Below are 19922 nucleotides of genomic sequence, written 5' to 3'. Positions count from 1 at the left end.
CATGATCGACCTCTCTCCAGGCGACGACGGCCGGGCCGACGACGCCCGCCTCGCGCAGCTCACCCGGCACGCCATCTCGCAGCCGCTGGTGACCCATATCTACACCGCCGATCCGTCGGCCCATGTCTTCGAGGGACGGCTCTACATCTATCCCTCGCACGACATCGACGGCGGCCAGCCGTTCGACGACGAGGGTGGGCACTTCGGCATGCAGGACTACCACGTACTGCGGATGGACACGCCCGACGGCGACGCCATCGATTGCGGCCAGGCGCTGCACCTTGACGACGTGCCGTGGGCGCACAAGCAGATGTGGGCGCCCGACGCCGCCTGCCGCGACGGGCGCTACTACTTCTATTTCCCGGCCAAGGATGCGCAGGGCCTGTTCCGCATCGGCGTGGCGGTCGGCGAACGGCCAGAGGGACCATTCATTCCCCGGCCCGAACCGATGCAGGGCGCGTACTCGATCGACCCGGCCGTATTCGAGGACGAGGACGGCAGCCACTATCTGTACTTCGGTGGGATCTGGGGCGGGCAGCTGCAGCACTATCGTGACAATCGGTACGACGCCGCGCACGAAGAGCCGACAGGCAGTGCGCCGGCGCTGGGGCCGAGGGTGGGCTGGCTCGATGCCGGCATGACCGAACTGGCCGAACCCACGCGCGAGGTGCAGATCCTGGACGAGCACGGCCAGCCGCTGCGCGCGGACGATCATGCGCGCCGCTTCTTTGAAGGGCCGTGGGTGCACAAGTATCAGGGCCGGTACTACCTGTCCTATTCCACGGGCAACACGCACCTGCTGTGCTACGCGATCGGCGACAGCCCCTATGGCCCGTTCACCTATGCCGGCGTACTGCTGACGCCCGTGGTGGGCTGGACCACGCACCACTCCATCTGCAGCTTCAAGGGACAGTGGTATCTGTTCTACCACGATGCGCTGATGTCCGGCGGCGTGACACATCTGCGCTCGGCCAAGTGCACGCCGCTGCACATGGAGGCCGATGGCCGCATCCGGACCATCGATCCCTATGGTGCATGAGCGCAGGCTGCCGGTGGACGACGCGCTCGCCCCGCTGCCGGCCGGTGAGCTGCACTGGCTTCAGGCAGGCGATCTCGAAGTGGCGCTGGCGGCCGGGGCAGGGGGGCGCCTGGCACAGATGCGTTACCGGGGCGTGGACTGGCTGGTGGACGCAGAGGAGGGCGGAGCGGCGACGATCGCCTGGGGCTGCTATCCGATGGTGCCGTGGGCTGGGCGCATTCGTCGTGGACACTTCAGCTTCGACGGTGCACCCCATGAATTGCCGGTCAACTTCGGCGGGCACGCCATTCACGGGGTCGGCTTCTCCAGGCCCTGGCAGATCGACAGCCTCGACGCGACGAGTGCCACGCTGACGCTTGATCTGCCGCGTGACAGGTACTGGCCCTTCGGTGGCGTTGCCCGACAGGTCATACGCCTGCAGGCACACTGCCTGCAGCTGCACCTCTCGGTGCAGGCTGCGCAGCAGGCCATGCCGGCAGTACTGGGCTGGCACCCGTGGTTCCGCAAGCCGGACCGGCTGCTGTTCAACCCTGGCGCGATGTACCCGCGTGACGAGGAGGGTATTGCCGTTCTGCCGTGCGTGCCGCCCACGCGAGGTCCATGGGATGACTGTTTCATCACCGACCGTGATCGTGACATCGCGCTGGTGCGCGGGGGGCAGCGCCTGCGGCTGCGATCGGACGGCGACCACTGGGTTGTCTACGACGGTGCCCCCCACGCCACCTGCGTCGAACCGCAGAGCGGGCCACCTGATGGCTTCACGCTTGCGCCGCGCCGGCTGCAGCCCGGTCAGCAGCTGGCGCAGACGTTCGAGCTGGTCTGGGAGCAGGACGCCCCCTGAACTGCGGCGCGGTTCAGCGCAGGGCGGGAACTGCGAAGGAACGGGCCATCACAGGCTCCAATCGATGCGCAGGCCTGCAATCAGCGCATCCGGCAGTTCACGCTGGCGCGCAGGTTCGTTGAACTGGTCGGGATGGACGATGTAGTGCAGGTTCGGCGCAATCCGCAGCTGTGGGGTGAGCTGGATGCCGTAGCTCAGCTCCATCATCACCTGGCTCCCATGCGGGGTGCCGCTGCCACCGGCTGCGGCACGCGCCAGGCGCAGGTTCTCCAGGGCAATGCCGCTGTACTTCTGCTGGGTCACGACGAAGGCGATGCTGTCCTGTGGACGGCGGGCGAAGGTGCCTTTCTGCACCAGGCCGGCCTGCAGAAAGTGATCCTCGATCAACTGGCCGGAGGTGCCCTTGAGCATGGCGCCGAAGACCGTCAGGCCGCGACCGCTGCCATCACCGGTCAGCTGCTGCTCGAAACGGGCAAATGCACCGGAGCGACCGTGGCGGTTCGCGTAGTCCTGGCCACTGAGCACGGCGGGCATTCCGTTGATGTCGCGCAACGGATCACGGTAGGTCGAGTTGTCCTGCCAGCCACCCAGTTCATACCGGGCCCGCAACCGCGCCGAAGCCGGGCTGCGCCAGCCGATCGTGTACGGCACGATCCAGCCGGTGGCCTGGTGCGTGCTCCATTTCAGGCCATGCTGGCCGTCTTCGGCCTGACTCGGATCGACCTGGTAGGCGCCGACGCGCAGATAGACATCCGGCGTCAACCAGGTGGTGGCATCGGCCATCCAGCTCGACACCGGCCACCAGGTGAAGTTGCTGGTGCGGAACACGTAGGTCGGGTTGCCGCAGGCCGAATTGCCCTGGAAGTACTGGCACAGTTCGGAGCCGAGGAAGTGGATGTTGGCGACGCTGCGTCCGGCTTCGAGCACCAAGCGGTCGTCGAGCAGTTTCTGTTCGAGGGTCAGATTGGCCAGACGCGTCCCCTGGCCGCCGTAGATTTCCTGCACCGAGGTGCTGTTGCCGGTGCTGCTGGCAGCCAGATTGGTGCCATGGCGGTTGATGCCGTAGGCCTTGATCGTTGCCCCCTGCCACCCGAACGCGGCTTCCAGGTTCACATCAGCGCCGAACATCAACTGGCCGGCGTAGGCGGTGCCGCTGTTCTTGCCGCCGTCGAGCGTGGCCGCGGCTTCGCCGGTGTAGGAAAGCTTGGGTGAAACGACCTCGCCCCGGTCGGCGGCCGCGGCCAGCGAGGGCAGCGTCAGCAGGAGTGCGGCCAGCAGCAGGCGGCGGGAGGAGCGGGGCATGGGCGGAAGTCCTGTAGATGGGCAACGACGCGGCCCCGGAAAGCCGGGACAGCCGAGTGATCGAGGCAGGGAGAACGGTCAGGCCGCGGCGGTGACCGGCTTCTTGAGGAGACGCAGCGCGAGCGCCGTCACGGTGACGCCGGCCAGTAGCGCCAGCAGGTAGACGCCCAGATGGGTGACCGCGTTCGGGATCGGCAGCACGAACACGCCGCCATGGGGGACCTTCAGTTCGACGCCCGCGGCCATCGAGATCGCGCCGGCCACGGCCGAGCCAAGGATCAGCGCCGGAATGGTGCGCAGCGGATCGCGCGCGGCGTAGGGGATCGCACCTTCAGTGACGAAACTGAGACCGAGCACGCCGGCGGCGCTGGCAGTGCCGCGTTCCTCGGCCGTGAAGCGGTTGCTGAACAACCACGTCGCCAATGCGATGCCCAATGGCGGCGTCATGCCGCCGATCATCGTCGCTGCCATCGGCGTGTAGACCTGGCTGGAGATCAATGCAGTGGAGAACGCGTAGGAAGCCTTGTTGACCGGGCCGCCCATGTCCACCGCCATCATTCCGCCCAGCAGCAGACCGAGCAGGATCGCGCTGCTGCCCTGCATGCCCCGCAGCCATTCGGTCAGCCAGGCCAGCAGCCCTGCGACCGGCGTGCCGATCACGTACATCATCAACAGGCCCACCAGCAGGGTGCCCAGCACCGGCAGGATCAATACCGGCTTGAGGCCCTCCAGGCTGCGCGGCAGGCGCAGCGCTCGGTTGATCCAGTGCACGCCATAGCCGGCAATGAAGCCGGCCAGGATGCCGCCGATGAAGCCCGCGTCCATGTTGACCGCGACCAGCCCGCCGATCATGCCGGGCGCGATGCCGGGGCGGTCGGCGATGGAATAGGCGATGTAGCCGGCAAGTGCCGGCACCATCAAAGTGAAGCCGGCCTTGGCGCCGATCTGGAACAGGGACCAGGCCAGCGTGCCCTTGTGTGCATCGTCGAAGGCATAGATGCCGCCGAGGGCGAATGCCAACGCGATCAGCAGGCCACCTGCGGTCACGAACGGCAGCATGAACGATACGCCGGTCATCAGGTGCTTGTAGGGGCCGGTGCCCTTGCTCTTCTCGGGTGCGCGGCCCGGGGCAGACGCGCCGGCGTGGACATTGGCCTCGGCCAGCGCCTTGCGGAGCAGGTTCTGGCCATCGTTGATCGCGGGCTTGGTGCCACTCTTGAACAGGCGCTTGCCGGCGAAGCGTGACAGATCCACTTCACGGTCTGCGGCGATCAGCACCAGGTCGGCGGCAGCGATTTCCTCGTCGCTCAACGCATCCTGCGCACCGACCGAGCCCTGCGTTTCGACCCGGATTGCGTGACCAAGCGCCTTGCCGGCCTGCTGCAGGCCTTCGGCCGCCATGAACGTGTGGGCGATGCCGGTCGGGCAGGAGGTGACAGCGACGATGCGCTTGCGAGGGTCCGCCGCATCGGCCTTGGGCACAGCAGTTTCCAGTGATGCCAATGCAGCGAGTGGATCGTCCAGCACTTCGCCGAGGCCGGCGCGCACCACCGTCGCAGTGTCGAAGCGGGTCAGATCGGCCTCGCCGTCGCCCACCAGCAGGAGCGTCGTCGCGGTGGCGTGTGCGGCATCAAGTGCGCCGGTCACGCCCTGTTCGCTGCGGATCTCGATCACCAGTTCGAGGCCACGCTGGCGGGCGGCGCGGCGCAGCGCTTCGGCAGCGAGAACGGCCTCGATGCTGCGCGCGCCAGCGGCGATGATGACGGGGAAAGGGTGCATGGGAACTCCTGGAATTCTTCGGGTTCTGTTCTGCGTGAGGCGCTGGAGCGGGCCGTGGGGCCTGCAGCGCCGCCTGCAGGGTTTCAATCCAATCGTTCGATCAGTACATCGTCCGTCCACCCGCGGACCTGCGCCGGATCCAGCCGTCGCGCGTCGCCGCTGTGCAGGCGACTCATCGAAAAGGCCGTTGCCAGGCGCGCGCAGCTGGCCAGGTCGAAGGCCGGCTCAAGCAGTGCGGCGGCGATACCGGCCACCATGGCGTCGCCCGCACCGACCGTGCTGCCCTGCGACAGACGCGGGGGACGCGCGATCAGGGCGCCGTTGCGATCCATGAACAGCGCGCCGTCGACGCCCATCGAAATCACCACCAGCGCAACCCCGCGTTCAAGCAGGCGCAGGCCGGCAGCGCGCAGGGCGCTCCGATCCGGCAGCGGTGTTCCGGCCCACGACTCCAGTTCGTGGCGGTTGGGCTTGACCGCATAGGGCACTGACGCGTGTGCGCTGCTCAGGGCGGCGGCGAGCGCATCGCCGCTGGTGTCGAGCAGTACCCGCGCGCCCGCGCCGCCCGCCTGCGCCTGCAGTCGCGTCCATGAATCGGCCGGCAGGCCGGAGGGCAGGCTGCCGGACAACACCACCGGCAGCTGTGGCTGGAGCACGGCGGCGAGTCGTCGGCACACCGCATCCAGATCGGCGCCGTTCAAGGGCAGGCCGGGCAGGTTGATATCAGTGGTCTCGCCGTGGGTCTCATCCACAAGCTTGATGTTGGTGCGGGTCCGGCCCGGCACGCGCAGGCAGCCGTCGGTGATGCCGCGCGCCGAGAACAGCGCACTGAACACGCCCGGGTTGTCCTCGCCGATCACACCCAGTGCGGCTGTTGGCACGCCCCAGTCGGCCAGGCAGGCGGCAACATTGATGCCCTTGCCCCCCGCGTCGTCGCGGCTGCTGAAGGCACGATGCACATGCCCCGGCTGCAGGCCCGCCAGGCGCACGGTCTGGTCGATCGCCGGGTTCAGGGTGACGGTGACGGCGCGGGGGTTCATGCGCGCGCTCCCTCAAGGGCACGCACCTGTTCGGTGGTTTCGCAGTCCAGTGCCTTGCCGGCCAGCGCCTGCAGATCGGCCAACCGGGTACCGCGCAGGCGGGCCTTCACCGCCGGAATATCGTTCGGGGTCATCGACAGCTCGTCCACGCCGAGACCGGCCAGCAGCATGGCGCCGAACGGGTCGCCCGCCAGGCCACCGCAGACGCCGACCCAGCGCCCATGCGTGCGTGCACCGTCGACCGTGGCGCGGATCGCGCGCAGCACGGCGGGATGCAGGCTGTCGGCCTCGACGGCAAGTTCCGGATTCTGGCGATCGATCGCCAGCACGTACTGGGTCAGGTCATTGGTGCCGATCGAGAAGAAATCGGCATGGCGCGCCAGCACATCGCTCTGGGCTGCGGCTGCGGGCACTTCGATCATGATGCCGATCGGCACTTCGGGCGCCTCCAGCCCGATGCGCAACGGTTCGCAGATGGCACGCAGCGCGATCAGTTCCGGTACGGACGTGATCATCGGGAACATGATCGACAGGCGCGCACCGTCCCTCGCCGCGCGATACAGCGCCCGCAGCTGCGGCTCCAGAAGATCGGGACGGCGCAGCAGCAGGCGCGCGCCGCGCACGCCGAGGAACGGGTTGTCCTCATGCGGCAGCTCCAGGTGCGCAACCTGCTTGTCGCCGCCGATGTCGAGCGCGCGCACGATCAGCGGGCGGCCATCCAGGGCGCTGGCCATCGCCCGATACGTGGCGTACTGCTCATCCTCGCTGGGCGTGCTGCCGCGTTCGAGGAACAGGAACTCGGTCCGCATCAGGCCAACGCCTTCGGCGCCCTGTTCCAGTGCCAACGGCACCTGTTCGGGCAGGTTGACGTTGGCACCGATGTCGATGCGGTGGCCGTCGGTCGTCTGCGCCGGCTGCGCGCGTTGCGCGGCCTCGCGTTCGCGGATGTGCTGCTGCTCGGCGATCCAGGCGCGGGCCGAAGCGAGATCGGCATCGGACGGAGACAGATAGAGCCGCCCGCTGCTGCCGTCGATGATAGCCTCCACACCCGCTTCAATCGTCAGCAGATCCGCGCCACCGGCAACCAGCGCCGGCAACCCGAGCGTGCGCGAGAGGATCGCGGTATGTGAGGTTGGCCCGCCCTGTGCGGTGGCCAGACCGAGCACGCGACGGGTGTCGAGGTTGGCGGTGTCTGACGGTGACAGGTCGGCCGCGAGCAGGATGCAGGGGTAGGCGGGCAGGTCGGCGAGACCACCGCCGGCCGCAGACGGATCAAGCTGTGCCAGCACACGCCGACCCACATCACGCAGGTCGGCTGCGCGCCCGGCGAGCACCGGATTGCCCAGCGCCGCCAGCCCGGAGGCAATCTGTTCGATGGCCTGGTGCCATGACCACGCGACGCCATGACCTTCCACCATCAGCTGACAGGTACGGGTGATCAGGTCTGTGTCGTCGAGCAGCGCGGCCTGGGCCCCGAAGATCGCCGCGTCGGATGCGCCGAGCCGGCGCTGGGTGTCGTCCTGCAGCGCCGCCAGCTGCTGGCGGGTGCGGCCGAGCGCGTCCTGCAGGCGTGCACCGCCTTCCCCGAGCGGGGCGGGGTGGTCGGCGACGTTGGTCTGCCTGCTGGCGAGCACATGGATCCGGCCGATCGCCAACCCGGGGCTGGCACCAATGCCGACGATCGCTGCCTGTGCCTCCGGTGGATTCCAGCCCGCGACCGGCGCCGCCTTGCGCTGTGCTGCGCGTTCGGCATCGGCCTTTTCCTGAGCCACCAACCCCTCCATGACCCTGCGCAGTGCGGCCAGCAGTGCGGGCGCATCCGCGCCTTCGGCAGACACACTCACCGGGTCGCCATGACGCAGACCCAGCTGCAGCAGCGCGACCAGGCTCTTGGCATCGGCCGCCTGGTCGCCTGCGCGCACCTGGGCACGGGCGCTGAAACTGCGGGCCGTCTCGGCCCAGCGCGTGGCAGGCCGTGCATGCAGGCCATTGGGGTAGGCGATGGTCCAGCCGAAATGCTCGGCCAGATCCTGCGCTGGGGCGTCGTTGGCCAAGGTGGTGACGTCGCCGGCCAGCGCCGTCACGATCTCGCTCGCTTCGGCGGTCGTGAACAGACGCTGCAGCGTGGCGTCATCCTGGATGAGCCGGGTGAGCCGGCGCAGCAGGGTGATGTGGGTATCGGACTGGGCGGCGATGCCGACCACCAGCCGCGTCACCTGGCCCGGATTCCATTCGACACCGTCCGGCAACTGCAGCACGGCAATGCCATCGCGGCGCACCAGATGGCGGTCCTCGCCGAGCCCATGCGGGATCGCCACACCGTGGCCGAGGAAGGTGTTCGCCAGCTGCTCGCGGCGGCCCATGCTGGTTTCGTAGCCCGGCGCAACGCAGCCGGCGGCCAGCAGCATCTGTGCGGCCTGGGCGATGGCATCTGCCTTGTCACGGGCCCGTGCGCCGAGGCGGATCAGTTCGTGGCTGACGGGAGCAGGGGCGGGGAGGGAAGACAAGGCGGGCTCCGGGAAGGGTGTGCTGGCGTATTGGGAACGTTCCCAGTCCGCATTTCAATGTGCACTGCACAAAAATCCAATAGTACTTTGGCGTTAGCATTGTCCTGAACGGCCGTCGCGCTGCGGCCAGCACAGTTGACCGGGAACGTTTCCAATCCAATGAGCATCAGCATCAACGACGTGGCGCGCGTGGCGGGCGTCTCCAAATCCACGGTGTCGCGCGTGCTGGGTGGCGGCCCGGTCAGTGGAGAGGTGCGCAGCCGGGTCGAGGCCGCCATCCGCCAGACCGGCTATCGCCCGAACCTGCAGGCCAGGCGCCTGCGCTCCCGGCATACCGGCATCATCGGGCTGGTCGTGGCGGATATCCGCAACCCCTTCTTTACCGCGCTGATCCGCGCGGTGGAGGAGGTCGCCTATCGCGAGGGCCTGCGCGTCACCCTGTGCAACACCGACGAGGACCCCGAGCGCGAGGCACTGTACCTGCAGTTGATGCACGAGGAGCGCATCAGCGGGCTGATCTTCGCGCCGACCCGGACCACGGTGGGGCGGCTGGAACGGCTCGCGCTGGACTATCCGACGGTACTGGTCGACCGCGCCGCGCCGGGCGGGGCGATCGACAGCGTGGTGCTGGACAATCCGGCGGCCATGGCCGGCCTGGTCGAGCATCTGGTTGAACGCGGCTATCGGCGCATCGGCGGCCTGTTCGGCAGTACCAGTACCACTGCGGCCGAACGTCGTGATGGCTATCTTGCGGCCATGCGCAGGCATGGGCTGGAACCGGACTACCGGGAAGTCGAACCCACGGCCGAGGCCGCCATCAGCACCGCCGGACAGTGGCTGGCTGGGCCTTCGAGGCCCGAGGCGCTGGTTACCAGCAACAGCCTGCTGCTGATGGGAGCACTGAAAGCGGCACGCAGCGCAGGACTGGCGATTCCAGGCGCGCTGGCGCTGGCGGGGTTCGACAACGAGCGCTGGACCGAACTGGTTGAACCGGGCATCACTGTCGTCGAGCAACCGGTGGAGGAGATGGGGCGAGCCGCGATGTCGCTGCTGCTGGAGCGCCTGCGTGCACCTGACATGCCGGTGCGCCGGCTGGTGATGACTGGTCGCTGCGTGGTACGGGGATCAACCGCCTCGCGATAGTTTCCGGACGCCCGGGGCCTGCGGAACTGCCTTGCAGTCCGCCCCCAATTATCGTGACGCGTCACGCACAATGTGTAATGGGATGCCTTGCTGACGGACATGGAGGGCGAAATGGACATTCGATCAGGCCTGGTTGTGGCGCTTTTGCTGCTGGCAACGGCGTCGCACGCGCAGGCTATTCGCTCCGCGACGGGTCCGCAGCCGCTGCCCAGGCATACGCCGTCGCCGGCAAAGCCGAACAATCTCGGCGCTGAACCACTCAGATGCCAGCAGCACATCGATCCGCGCGTGCGCCGCTACTGCACGGACATCGAGCGGGCGTTGATCCAAGGTGAGGCGCGTCGCCAAGGCATACCAACACCGTCGAGCGAGATTGTGCGCATGCTGGCTTACGGCAGCGCGGAGGCAAAGCAGTTGGGCGCTGCCTGCATGGGCGGGACCGCAATGCGGCGATTGAGCAACGGCTGGGAGCAGCTGCGCAACGCCAAGGGCGAGTGGCTGCGCTGTCGTGAGTAGCAGATGCTGAACCTGCACGGACACATGCCAAGTCCTCAGGGAGCAGTTGACGACCCTCAGGCGCGACCAGTCGGCCGCCCTTGAACGAGAAGCCGGCCCAAGCACCGGTGAGATTCCGATCACGCATCAATCTGGCTCGATGTAAGAGTAGAAGCCGGGACGCGGTAAGAGGTGTGCTGGGACACCCTTGCTGGAGCGGAATGAACATAATATACATTATGCGAAATGTCGTATCCGTCGAATCTGGGCCTTTGTTGGCTCCGCATGGCAATGGCTGGGCCTCTGGCTCGGCCCCTGCCTCCGCCCTGAGACCGCCCAGCCTTGCATGAGATCCCGGCATGATCGTGTTCGACCCGCACCACCGTATTGACCTGACCGGCCTTCGGCCGGGCATGCCGTAGCCGAGCATGGCTCGGCTCTACTGTGGCGCTGGTTGCGGGGGCTCGGGCTCGTGGGTGGAGCCCTCGAGCAGGGCGACGTAAGTATCCAGGCGGGTGCGGAGGCTGATCAGCATCCAGCCCAGGAGGTACAGCAGCACCATGGCGAAGATCAACAATGCGCCGACCAAGCTGACGTCGAACGCGCTCGCCCAGTCACCCCATTTCCATTCGCGGAATTGCAGATAGAGCGCGATCAGCAGTGGAAACGGCCCGAGCCGCTGCAGGCCGCCATACATCATGCCCATGCGCTCGATCATGTTGGTGCGCAGCGTGCTGACATAGCGAAGGCGTCGCTCACGCTCGATGCGGGGGAAGCTGCGAAGCTCGGTAACCACCGTTTGCCAGTGCGCGAAGTCGCCGTCCATCTCCTTGGCGTGCGAGAGCCGTGGCTGGCTGAACTGTTGAATTCCTCTGCAGGCGGCCAGAGCAACTCCAACGATGAAGCCGCCGATCTCGATGGCCAGGCACGCAACAACCACTTGCAGCACTACACTCACAGGTAGCCACCGATCAGGCAGCTGGCCACAGAGAATGCCAACGATTGCGGCGGCCAAGCCAATGCGAAACGCCCACGTTTCCACCCTGCCCGCCTTCGGATAGATGCTGTGCTCAGCCAGCCCCTGGACCCGCTGGTAGAGCCAGTGGAAGGTCAGTTCCTGCGAATCGGTCTTTGCCGGCAAATCGAGTTCGCCCGCTGCCTGCATATCCATTGCGTCCCCTGCCACCGGCTACGATGCCGACCGTAGCATCGTAGCCGACGCGTAGCACCTTTCAGAAATAGAACCCGATGTTGGGGTTCAGCCGCGAATGCCAGCGCGACGGGCCGCCATTGTTGATGCCGATGCCATCACCTCCGGCAAACCACATGTTGCGGCCGGCAATGCAGGCGACGTGGGTGAGCATCCCGCCCCTTCTGCAGGCTGCAGCCGGTGACGTTCTGCCAGGAGTCGCGCACCCCGCTGCTGTGCCCCACCGGGAAGGTCATGCCGAGGGTGTTGTAGCAGGTCAGGTCGTTCAGCCAGGCGCGCGGGCCAAAGCAATCGGCCGCGATTTCAAACGGGGCCGAACCCGCGTGCGACTCACTCAGTATCGATCCAGCCCGCATCGCGCGCACGCGCAAGATCTTCTGGCGTGTCGATGTCCAGGGCCAGTTCCGGTGCCTGTAGGACATGCACCATATCGGCAGGAAGTTGCCGCAGGCGCGCTCCGAAGCCGCGGTCACCGGCTGCACCCACAGGGGTGAACCAGGCGCGCGGCACTACCGCGGGAACGCCAAGCGCACTCCCGTGACGGGTGCCAGCGCACCCTGACGTCGTGGCGCGGGCACCCGAAAGCAGCGCCTGCAGATGGGCGTGCTCGATTGCGGGCTGGTCGCATGCCACGACCATCACCGCGCTCACCGTCGGCAGCAAGTGTGCGCCGGCGACCTGCAGACTGCTCGCCAGGCCGCGTTCCCAGTGGTGGTTGGTTACCGGGGTGGCATCCAGCCCGGCAATACTGGATGTCACTGCCTGTGCATTCGCGCCTACTACGACCAGCACCTGCACTGGCGCGAGCTCCAGCGCCAATCGGACCACGCGATGTACCAGGGTCTCGCCCTGCCGGGTTAGAAGCTGCTTGGGCTGGCCAAGTCGGGTGCTCCCGCCGGCAGCAAGCACGACGACCGCATGCGGGTCGGTCACCTGCCGTGCGCGCTTCGCCATTGCTGCAGCTGCGCGGCGATACTGAGCGAAATCGCCTCTGGCCCTCGGCCGCCGATTTTCAGGCCGACCGGTGATCGAAGTCGCGGGGACAGGCGGTGGCGCTGATCCGGTGTCAGCAGTTTGAATAGGTCCTCGCGCCTTCGCTGCGGACCCAGCAGTCCAATGAACGCGACTTTGGTATCAGCCAGGGCCACCAGCGCCTCCCGGTCAAGTTCGAAATCGTGATGCATCACCAGTACCGCGTCGCACGGGTCGCCCTGGAGGGCCTCGGCCGGGCTGGTCTGCAACTGTGCATCCGCGCCCTGCCCCGCTGAGGCCCAGCGCGCTCGCCGTTCGGCCACGCTGATCTGCCACCCCAGGCCACGCAGCAACGGAACCAGGAAGGGCGTTTCGGGACCGCCCCCCAGGATCAGGGCTCGCGGAAGCCGGGGCAGCGTCAAACGCCACGCACCCTCACCAAAAGGCTGCGGACCGTCCATCGGGTGCAGCTGCCACGTCCGCTCGCGATGGCCCGCGCGGAAAAGGATCTGCCCCGATGCGCGAAGCTCGCGCTGTAGTGGCACACCCTCGCGCAGCCATGCCTCGATGACAACGTCGATGCCGGCCATGACACGCAATGGCAGAAGCGCAATCCGCAGCCGACCACGGCACCCAAGCGCAGACCCACTCAGCAGGTCCTCGTCACTGCGCGTGTCGATCTCGATCCAATCGACCTGCCCTGCCGCGCTCACCTGCTCTGCGCGTCGCGCGAGCCCGGGCTCCAGGCATCCGCCGCTCAGCCAGCCGACCTGGCTGCCGTTGCAGAACAGCACCATGTCGCCGGCACCAGCGTAGGTGGAGCCATCGGTTTCCAGCACCAGCGCGAGCACGGCGTGCTGCCCCGCGCGCACGCGCGTCAAGGCCGTCTCGAGCACGCTCCGCGGGTTTCCTTCGGTGAGGAAGCCCGGCGCTGGGGACAGGTCCCCGGCAAGATCGCCGGGCTCCCCTCCGCCTACCGCTGAAGCCTCCAGCGCGGGTGAGGCTACGGGTCGGTCCATGCGCAACCTCAGCCTACGTCGGGCAAGCCGGGCAACAGCTTGTCCAGGGTGATGGGATAGCTGCGTACGCGCACACCGGTTGCGTTGTAGACCGCATTGGCGATCGCGGCGCCGACCCCACAGATGCCCAGTTCACCCACGCCCTTGGCCTTCATCGGCGAGATCACCGGGTCCAGCGTATCGAGGAAGACCACTTCCTGGTACGGAATATCGGCGTGCACGGGAACCTCGTAGCCGGCCAGGTCGTGGTTGATGAACAAGCCAAGCCGCTTGTCGACCACCAGTTCCTCCATGAGGGTCGCACCCGCGCCCATCACCATCCCGCCGATGACCTGGCTGCGTGCGGACAGCGGATTGAGGATCCGGCCGCCATCGCATACGGCAAGCATGCGGCGAATGCGCGTCTCTCCAGTGTAGGCATGCACGGCGACCTCGCAGAAATGCCCTGCATAGGTGCCGACGTCGTAGCCTTGTTTGAAGTCGCCAAAGGCAATGCCATCCTCCGCTGACAGTGTCCCCGCCTCCGCCAGCTTGATGGTCCGCCCATCCGCCTGGATGCGGCCATCGGCGAAGTTTGCGGTGTCGCCGTCGAAGCCCATTTTCTCGCCCACCTTGCGGCGCAGGCTGACGCACGCCGCGTACACGCCTGCGGTGGAGCTTGCCGCGCCCCACTGGCCGCCGGAACCGGCGGAGGCGGGATGACGAGAGTCGCCGAGGGTCACCTGGACCCGGTCCAGCGGCACGCCCATGGTCTCGGCTGCCGTCTGCGCGATGATCGTGTAGGAGCCCGTGCCGATGTCGGTCATGTCGGTTTCCACGATCACGCCGCCTTGGCCGTCGAGCCGCACCCGCGCCGCCGACTTCATCGTCGGTGCGCCGCGATACCCCGCGGACACGCCCATGCCGACCAGCCAGTGCCCTTCCCTTACCTGCGCCGGCCTGGCATTGCGCTTGTTCCAGTTGAAGCGCTTGGCGCCTTCGCGCAGGCAGCGCACCAGGTTGCGGTCGGAGAACTTCTTGGACGGGTCGCCGGGTACGACCTCCGGCTCGTTGAGGATGCGGAACGCAATCGGGTCGAGGCCCAGCTTCTCGGCCATCTCGTCCATCGCCACTTCCAGCGCCATGTGGCCTGGTGCTTCGCCCGGCGCGCGCATTGCATTGCCTTCGGGCATGTCGAGCGTGGCGATGTAGTTGGCCACCAAGCGGTTGGCGCCCGCATAGAGCTTGGGCGTCTGCAGGGTGCCGTTCTCGCCGTCCTCGCCGTTGATGTTGCCCGACCAGTTCTCATGGGCGATGGCGGAGATCCTGCCGTCTTTCGCGCAACCGATCCGGACGCGTTGAATGGTTGCGTGCCGGTGGGTGGTGTTGTTGGCCATCAAAGGCCGTTGCAGCGCGATCTTCACCGGTCGCCCGACCTGCTTGGCCGCCAACGCGGCCAGCACCGCGTCGGCACGGATGAACAGCTTGCCGCCGAAGCCGCCGCCGATATAGGGCGAGTCCACGCGCACCTTGGCAGGATCGATGCCGAGGATCGCCGCCATGCCCTGCCTGGCCCAGTCGATCATCTGGTTCGCCGTCCACAGCGTGAGCGTGTCGCCCTCCCAGGCGGCGATGGTGGCGTGCGGCTCCATCATCGAATGACTTTCGTCGGAGGTGTGGTAGGTCTCATCGAGTTTGACCGCGGCGCTCGCGTAGGCGGTGTCGAAATCGCCCAGCGCCTGCCGGTCGGGCTTGCCATCGCGCCCCTTTGCCAGCGGCGCGGACGGCGCCAGTGCGGGAAAATCGAAGCGGCCCTTGCCGCGCTCATAGCGGGTGCGGATCAATGCCGCTGCGGCGCGGGCCTGCTCGAAGGTCTCTGCCACCACGCAGGCGATGGCCTGGTGATAGTGGGCCACGTCGGGGCCGCCGAACAGCGGTGCATTGTTCCAGTTCGATTTGCCGACCGGCTTGGTCTCCGGTGCGGTGATGACCGCCAGCACGCCCGGGGCGGCGCGTGCGCGGGAGGCATCCATCGAAATGATGCGCCCCTTGCCGATGCCCGCGCCGACGATATAGCCGTAGGCCTGGTTCGGTGCCACGTCATGGCGCTCATACGCATAGGGGGCGGTGCCGGTGGTCTTGCGTGGGCCGTCGATGCGCGGCGTCGACTTGCCGACGACCTTAGCCTTGTCGAACAGGTTGTCACCGGCGGGGGTGTTGAATTCAAGGGGCATCAGTGCTCTCCTTCCACCAGCACGGCTGCGAGGGTGCGCTCGGCGAGAGCGATCTTGAACGCGTTCTCCCGCGTCGGACGGGCGCCGGCGAACACCTGCCGGGCCGCGGCCTTTACGCCGTCGCGCAGCAGGGGTTCGGCTGCCTCGATGCGCCACGGCTTCGGCGCAACTCCACCGAAGGCGAACCGCGCCGAGCCGTCTTGCTGCACGACCGCGGCGACCGACACCAGTGCGAACGCATAGGACGCGCGGTCACGTACCTTGTGGTAAACGTGCCGACCGCCCAGGGGTTCCGGCAGCGTGACGTGCGTGATCAGCTCACCGCGCTGCAGCACGTTGTCCTGCTGCGGCCTGTCGCCGGGGGAACGATGGAAATCGGCGATCGGGATGCTGCGCGTACTACCGTCACCCCTGACGGTCTGGATCGAGGCGTCCAGCACCCGCAGGGCCACCGCCATGTCGCCTGGATAGGTCGCGATGCAGCTGTCCGAGGTGCCGATCACGCCCATCTGCCGGGAGAACCCTTCGAGCGCGCCGCAGCCTGATCCGGGCAGGCGCTTGTTGCAGGGCAGATGGGGGTCGTAGAAATACGGGCAGCGCGTGCGCTGCAGCAGATTTCCGCCGGTGGTGGCTTTGTTGCGCAGCTGCCCGGAGGCGCCTGCCACGATCGCGCGGGTCAACACCGCGTAGTCGCGGCGCACGCGCTCATGCGAGGCCAGTGCAGTATTGGTGACCAGCGTGCCGATGCGCAGGCCGCCCTCGTCGGTGGGTTCGATCCTGTCCAGGCCGATGTCCTGCACGTCGACCAGGTGCGTTGGCGTCTCGACCTCCAGCTTCATCAGGTCGAGCAGGTTGGTCCCTCCGGCCAGGAACTTCGCGCCCTCGGTACCGGCCACGGCTTTGGCGGCCTCGGCTGGGGATTTCGCGCGTTCGTAACTGAAGGCCCTCATGAGCGCCTCCCTGCAGAGGTCACGCCAACGACCTCTTGCATTGCCTCGGCAATGTTGGAATAGGCGCCGCATCGGCAGAGGTTGCCACTCATGCGTTCGCGCATTTCCATGCTGGTGGCCTGGGGCAGTGCGCTGACGTCCGCCTGCACATGGCTGGGGACACCCCGCTTGATCTCGTCCAGTACCGCTACCGCCGAACAGATCTGCCCCGGCGTGCAATACCCGCACTGGTAACCGTCATGCTTGATGAAGGCGGCCTGCATCGGATGCAGGTCATCGGGGGTTCCGAGGCCTTCGATGGTGGTGATGGCATCGCCCTGGTGCTGCACCGCCAGGCTGAGGCAGGCATTGATGCGCTCACCGTTGACCAGCACGGTACAGGCACCGCATTGACCGTGGTCGCAGCCCTTTTTGGTCCCGGTCAGCTCCAGATGTTCGCGTAGGGCATCGAGCAGCGTGGTTCGCGTGTCGAGCTCAAGCTCCCGGCGCGCGCCGTTGACGGTCAAGGCCACCGTGCTGATGACCGGCGGCCTGGGCGGCGGGGATGCCGCCAGTTCGGAGGCGAGCGATGACGCCCCTGGTGCGGCGGACATCGCCACGGTCGTGGCGCCGCCGGCGATCACCTGGCGACGCGTCAACTTCATTCCTTCATCCCAACTTGGCACAGTGACCTCCTGGCGTTCGGGGAAACCCCGTGGCTGGATGGACGCGCTCACACTACTCAGAGGGCACTATGCCCGTCTTCGGGGTACAGATTTGTGAAGCCGGTCGGAGGCATGCCGGCATCATCGGCCGAGCGTACTGGCCGGTCATCTTCAATGCCGTGTCTGGCAAGCGTGCGCCACAGACACTGATCTGCGGCACTGAGAGAAGGAACTTTCCTACCAACCCCAGCAAGGAGGCACGATCCACGCTGAATGCGCGAGAGCTTCCGTTGGCAGCGCATTGTCCGGCCAACGGGGCCTGACGGTCCGCCTTCGCCCTCGCGCAGCGCACGAAGTGCTTCGACGTGAGCTACCACAGCTTGCTTGAGCGAAAGTCCACCGCGGCCTACCTCCTGGATAGTGCATGCCGCGGCGTCAAGCAGGGCCAGCCCCGGCGCTCAGGCAACATCCGCGCTTGGCATCCGGAACGTGAACACTGTTCCGGCACTTTCACTTGACACCACATCGAGTATCCCGCCATGAGACTTGGCAATCTCCGATGCGATGTAGATGCCCAGACCAAGACCTGGCCTGGGAAGCTCGCCCTTCTCACGCGAGAACGGGTTGAAAATGGTGCTGAGCCTGTCGGGCGCAATGCAGCCTGCGTTGTGCACATCCAGCGTGAGGCGATTGGATGCAGCGTGCACCCTCAGCGTGACAGGAAGCGACCGCTCGCCATGCTGCACTGCGTTCGTCAGCAGGTTGGCCAGCAGCTGCGACAGCCTGCCGGGATCGCAGACCACGCTGCCCTCGATCCGCATCTGCACATCGATGTCCTCGCGACCGGTGGCGATCGCCACTTCCGCTGCAACTCGTTCAAGGTCAGCTTGCAGCGTATCGCTTTCCCGGAGCGAGATCGGGATGCCTCCACCCAATCGGCCCCTGGCAAAATCAAGTACATCGTTTATGAGCCCATCCATCCGGGTCACGCCAGATGCGATGTGCGCAAGCATCTGCTGCTGACGCGCGGACGTCGCCTCATCCTCAAGTGCATCTGCTGCTACGCTGATTGCCTGGAGGGGGCTGCGAAGATCATGGCCCAGTACCGCGATGAACTGATCGCGCAAGTCGGAATCCCGCTGCGCGTCCGAAAGCGCCGTCTCCGCTTCCTGTAGGCGGTCCTCCTTGTCCAGATAGTTGCCGACGAGCTCGGCAAGCAGCTCCATGGACCGTCGGACATGGGCTTCATCGAAGTTGCCCGGCGAAGAATCAATGGCGCACAGGGTGCCGAAGAAACTGCCGTCCGGCCGATGAATCGGAACCGACGCGTAACTCTCAAGCCCGTAGATCCGAGGCGTGTGGTGCTTGGAGTACAGCGGGTGGGTACTGGCGCGTGCGAAAACCACGGAGGTTGATGACTGCCTGATCTCGTCACAGATGGTGGTTTCCAGGACCAGCTGCCCGCCTGGAACAAGCCCGAACCCGAGCGTGTCCAGGGTGGCGCAGGCGGTCCAGGTCGTCTCTGTAACCCTGGCAATCGCCGTGAATCTCGAGCCCGTGATATGGGCTACGGTTTCAAGGATGCGCGGCACTGCCTCGATACGACCGATCTCAGCGACGTCATTGAGCAGGTGGGGATCAGTCAGCGTATGCATATGTGGCAGGCGGGCACAGTGATGCATCATCCCATGAAACCGCCATCGCAAGCCGGCTCCGTTCAGAAGGGGGCGTCCAAAGCGGGCAATCGAGCGATGAGCGCGCAGCCGCGAGGATGCGCCTGCTTCATTGACAAGTGAATGGCCGCAATCCCTAATCGGGCGGCAGATCGCCGTCCGCCTATCGACCCCTTCATCATGTCCAGAGTATCCACCACTGATTTCGCAGCGCACGCGAGCGTCGACAGCCTTCACCAGGCAGTTGTAGCCGTTACTGCCGCTTCGGTGGCGCGGGACTGGGAAAATGAGCGCCACCAGCACCGCAAGGCACAGCTGATCTATTCGGTTCGCGGCGTCTTGACCTGTGAGGTGGAAGATGGCGTCTGGATCGTTCCTCCGCAGTGCGCAGTCTGGATACCGGGCGACCTTCCCCACTCGGCAAGGGGAGCGGGACACACGGAATGCTACTGCCTGTTTGTCGAGCCGGAGGCCGCACCGGACCTCCCAACGTTCTGCTGTACCGTTGCGGTTTCGCCATTGCTGCGCGAACTGCTGTTGAAGGCGGCTGATTTTCCTGAGCAGTATGCAGCTGGAGGCAAGGAGGAGCGCCTCATTGCCACATTGCTCGACCAGCTGGCAGAGGCCCCGGTTGAAGATCTGCATCTGCCGATGCCGCGCGATGCAAGACTCCGTCGCCTGGCCGAGTGCCTGCTGGTCGACCCGACCGACAAGACCCCGAAGGGCGTATGGGCGAGCCGCGTCGGCATGAGCGAGCGCAGCATGAGCCGCCTCCTGCAGGACGAGATCGGTATGGGCTTTGGTCGTTGGCGCCGGCAGCTGCACGTCATCCTCGCGCTCCAACGTCTGGCCCAAGGTGAAAGCGTTCAAACGATCGCACTGGATCTGGGGTACGGCAGTGCAAGCGGCTTTGTAACCATGTTTCGCAAGGCGATGGGAAAGCCGCCTGGGCGCTACCTTTCAGAACGTTCCATGCTGGCGCCGCAGATCGCGCCGCCCACAATCACCTTGCCCGGCCATCTACTGGGCTGAACGGACTGGCCAACTCCCGCCCCCCCCCCTGACCTGCTCCACCTCTGGCCCGGTTCGACCCCG

General features: G+C 66.6%; 17 protein-coding genes. 5 read left to right on the top strand and 12 right to left on the bottom strand.

Annotated elements, in window-relative coordinates:
* The first annotated feature begins 1 nt into the window (after position 1).
* The gene (locus tag QMZ25_RS06530; RefSeq protein WP_283219296.1) at positions 2–1039 is read left to right on the top strand and encodes a glycoside hydrolase family 43 protein; all 1038 of its coding nucleotides are present in this window, start codon (positions 2–4) and stop codon (positions 1037–1039) included.
* Positions 1029–1880: an aldose epimerase gene (locus QMZ25_RS06525; RefSeq protein ID WP_283219295.1), complete on the top strand. Its 852-nt coding sequence runs from the start codon at positions 1029–1031 to the stop codon at positions 1878–1880. The genes QMZ25_RS06530 and QMZ25_RS06525 overlap by 11 nt, the downstream gene beginning before the upstream one ends.
* A 48-nt stretch (positions 1881–1928) precedes the next feature.
* On the opposite strand, the gene QMZ25_RS06520 is transcribed toward QMZ25_RS06525, so the two are convergent.
* The 4 genes from QMZ25_RS06520 to ptsP form a co-directional block, all read right to left on the bottom strand.
* Positions 1929–3182, bottom strand: a complete 1254-nt coding sequence (locus QMZ25_RS06520; RefSeq protein ID WP_283219294.1) for a carbohydrate porin — start codon at positions 3180–3182, stop codon at positions 1929–1931.
* A 78-nt stretch (positions 3183–3260) separates the two neighbouring features.
* Positions 3261–4961, bottom strand: coding sequence for a fructose-specific PTS transporter subunit EIIC (locus QMZ25_RS06515; protein ID WP_262100660.1), 1701 nt, complete (start codon positions 4959–4961; stop codon positions 3261–3263).
* Positions 4962–5044: 83 nt separating this feature from the next.
* A complete protein-coding gene (locus tag QMZ25_RS06510; protein ID WP_262218107.1) occupies positions 5045–6001 on the bottom strand; it encodes a 1-phosphofructokinase family hexose kinase in 957 nt (318 codons plus the stop codon).
* Positions 5998–8508, bottom strand: a complete 2511-nt coding sequence (gene ptsP, locus QMZ25_RS06505; RefSeq protein ID WP_283219293.1) for a phosphoenolpyruvate--protein phosphotransferase — start codon at positions 8506–8508, stop codon at positions 5998–6000. The genes QMZ25_RS06510 and ptsP overlap by 4 nt, the downstream gene beginning before the upstream one ends.
* 159 nt (positions 8509–8667) lie before the next feature.
* Between ptsP and QMZ25_RS06500 the strand changes: the two genes are divergently transcribed.
* Both QMZ25_RS06500 and QMZ25_RS06495 read left to right on the top strand, forming a co-directional pair.
* Positions 8668–9651: a LacI family DNA-binding transcriptional regulator gene (locus QMZ25_RS06500; protein ID WP_111186961.1), complete on the top strand. Its 984-nt coding sequence runs from the start codon at positions 8668–8670 to the stop codon at positions 9649–9651.
* Positions 9652–9762: 111 nt separating this feature from the next.
* On the top strand, positions 9763–10167 hold the full coding sequence (locus QMZ25_RS06495) for a hypothetical protein (protein ID WP_283219292.1): 405 nt from the start codon (positions 9763–9765) through the stop codon (positions 10165–10167).
* 418 nt (positions 10168–10585) lie between these two features.
* Here QMZ25_RS06495 and QMZ25_RS06490 read toward each other — a convergent pair whose 3' ends face one another.
* The 8 genes from QMZ25_RS06490 to QMZ25_RS06455 form a co-directional block, all read right to left on the bottom strand.
* Positions 10586–11317 (bottom strand): hypothetical protein, encoded by a 732-nt coding sequence (locus tag QMZ25_RS06490; RefSeq protein WP_283219291.1) that lies wholly within the window; start codon positions 11315–11317, stop codon positions 10586–10588.
* 61 nt (positions 11318–11378) lie between these two features.
* On the bottom strand, positions 11379–11510 hold the full coding sequence (locus tag QMZ25_RS06485) for a hypothetical protein (RefSeq protein WP_258012743.1): 132 nt from the start codon (positions 11508–11510) through the stop codon (positions 11379–11381).
* Between the two features lie 176 nt (positions 11511–11686).
* Positions 11687–12310 carry a nucleotidyltransferase family protein gene (locus tag QMZ25_RS06480; protein ID WP_283219290.1) on the bottom strand — a complete coding sequence of 208 codons (624 nt, stop codon included), beginning with the start codon at positions 12308–12310 and terminating at the stop codon, positions 11687–11689.
* On the bottom strand, positions 12286–13347 hold the full coding sequence (locus QMZ25_RS06475) for an XdhC/CoxI family protein (RefSeq protein ID WP_283219289.1): 1062 nt from the start codon (positions 13345–13347) through the stop codon (positions 12286–12288). The genes QMZ25_RS06480 and QMZ25_RS06475 overlap by 25 nt, the downstream gene beginning before the upstream one ends.
* Before the next feature lie 8 nt (positions 13348–13355).
* Positions 13356–15560: an aldehyde oxidoreductase molybdenum-binding subunit PaoC gene (gene paoC / locus QMZ25_RS06470; protein WP_283219288.1), complete on the bottom strand. Its 2205-nt coding sequence runs from the start codon at positions 15558–15560 to the stop codon at positions 13356–13358.
* Positions 15560–16510, bottom strand: a complete 951-nt coding sequence (locus tag QMZ25_RS06465) for a xanthine dehydrogenase family protein subunit M (protein ID WP_053515781.1) — start codon at positions 16508–16510, stop codon at positions 15560–15562. The genes paoC and QMZ25_RS06465 overlap by 1 nt, the downstream gene beginning before the upstream one ends.
* The gene (gene paoA / locus QMZ25_RS06460) at positions 16507–17154 is read right to left on the bottom strand and encodes an aldehyde dehydrogenase iron-sulfur subunit PaoA (protein WP_283219319.1); all 648 of its coding nucleotides are present in this window, start codon (positions 17152–17154) and stop codon (positions 16507–16509) included. The genes QMZ25_RS06465 and paoA overlap by 4 nt, the downstream gene beginning before the upstream one ends.
* 458 nt (positions 17155–17612) lie before the next feature.
* Positions 17613–18809, bottom strand: a complete 1197-nt coding sequence (locus tag QMZ25_RS06455) for a GAF domain-containing sensor histidine kinase (protein WP_193395782.1) — start codon at positions 18807–18809, stop codon at positions 17613–17615.
* 198 nt (positions 18810–19007) lie between these two features.
* Between QMZ25_RS06455 and QMZ25_RS06450 the strand changes: the two genes are divergently transcribed.
* A complete protein-coding gene (locus tag QMZ25_RS06450; RefSeq protein WP_283219287.1) occupies positions 19008–19859 on the top strand; it encodes a helix-turn-helix transcriptional regulator in 852 nt (283 codons plus the stop codon).
* The last annotated feature ends 63 nt before the right edge of the window (positions 19860–19922 follow it).

The sequence above is a fragment of the Stenotrophomonas sp. RS-48 genome (genome assembly GCF_030053245.1).
Taxonomy (GTDB): Bacteria; Pseudomonadota; Gammaproteobacteria; order Xanthomonadales; family Xanthomonadaceae; genus Stenotrophomonas; species Stenotrophomonas maltophilia_P.
The sequence above is the reverse complement of the archived record's forward strand: the minus strand, read 5'-3'. Positions and strand labels throughout refer to the sequence as shown.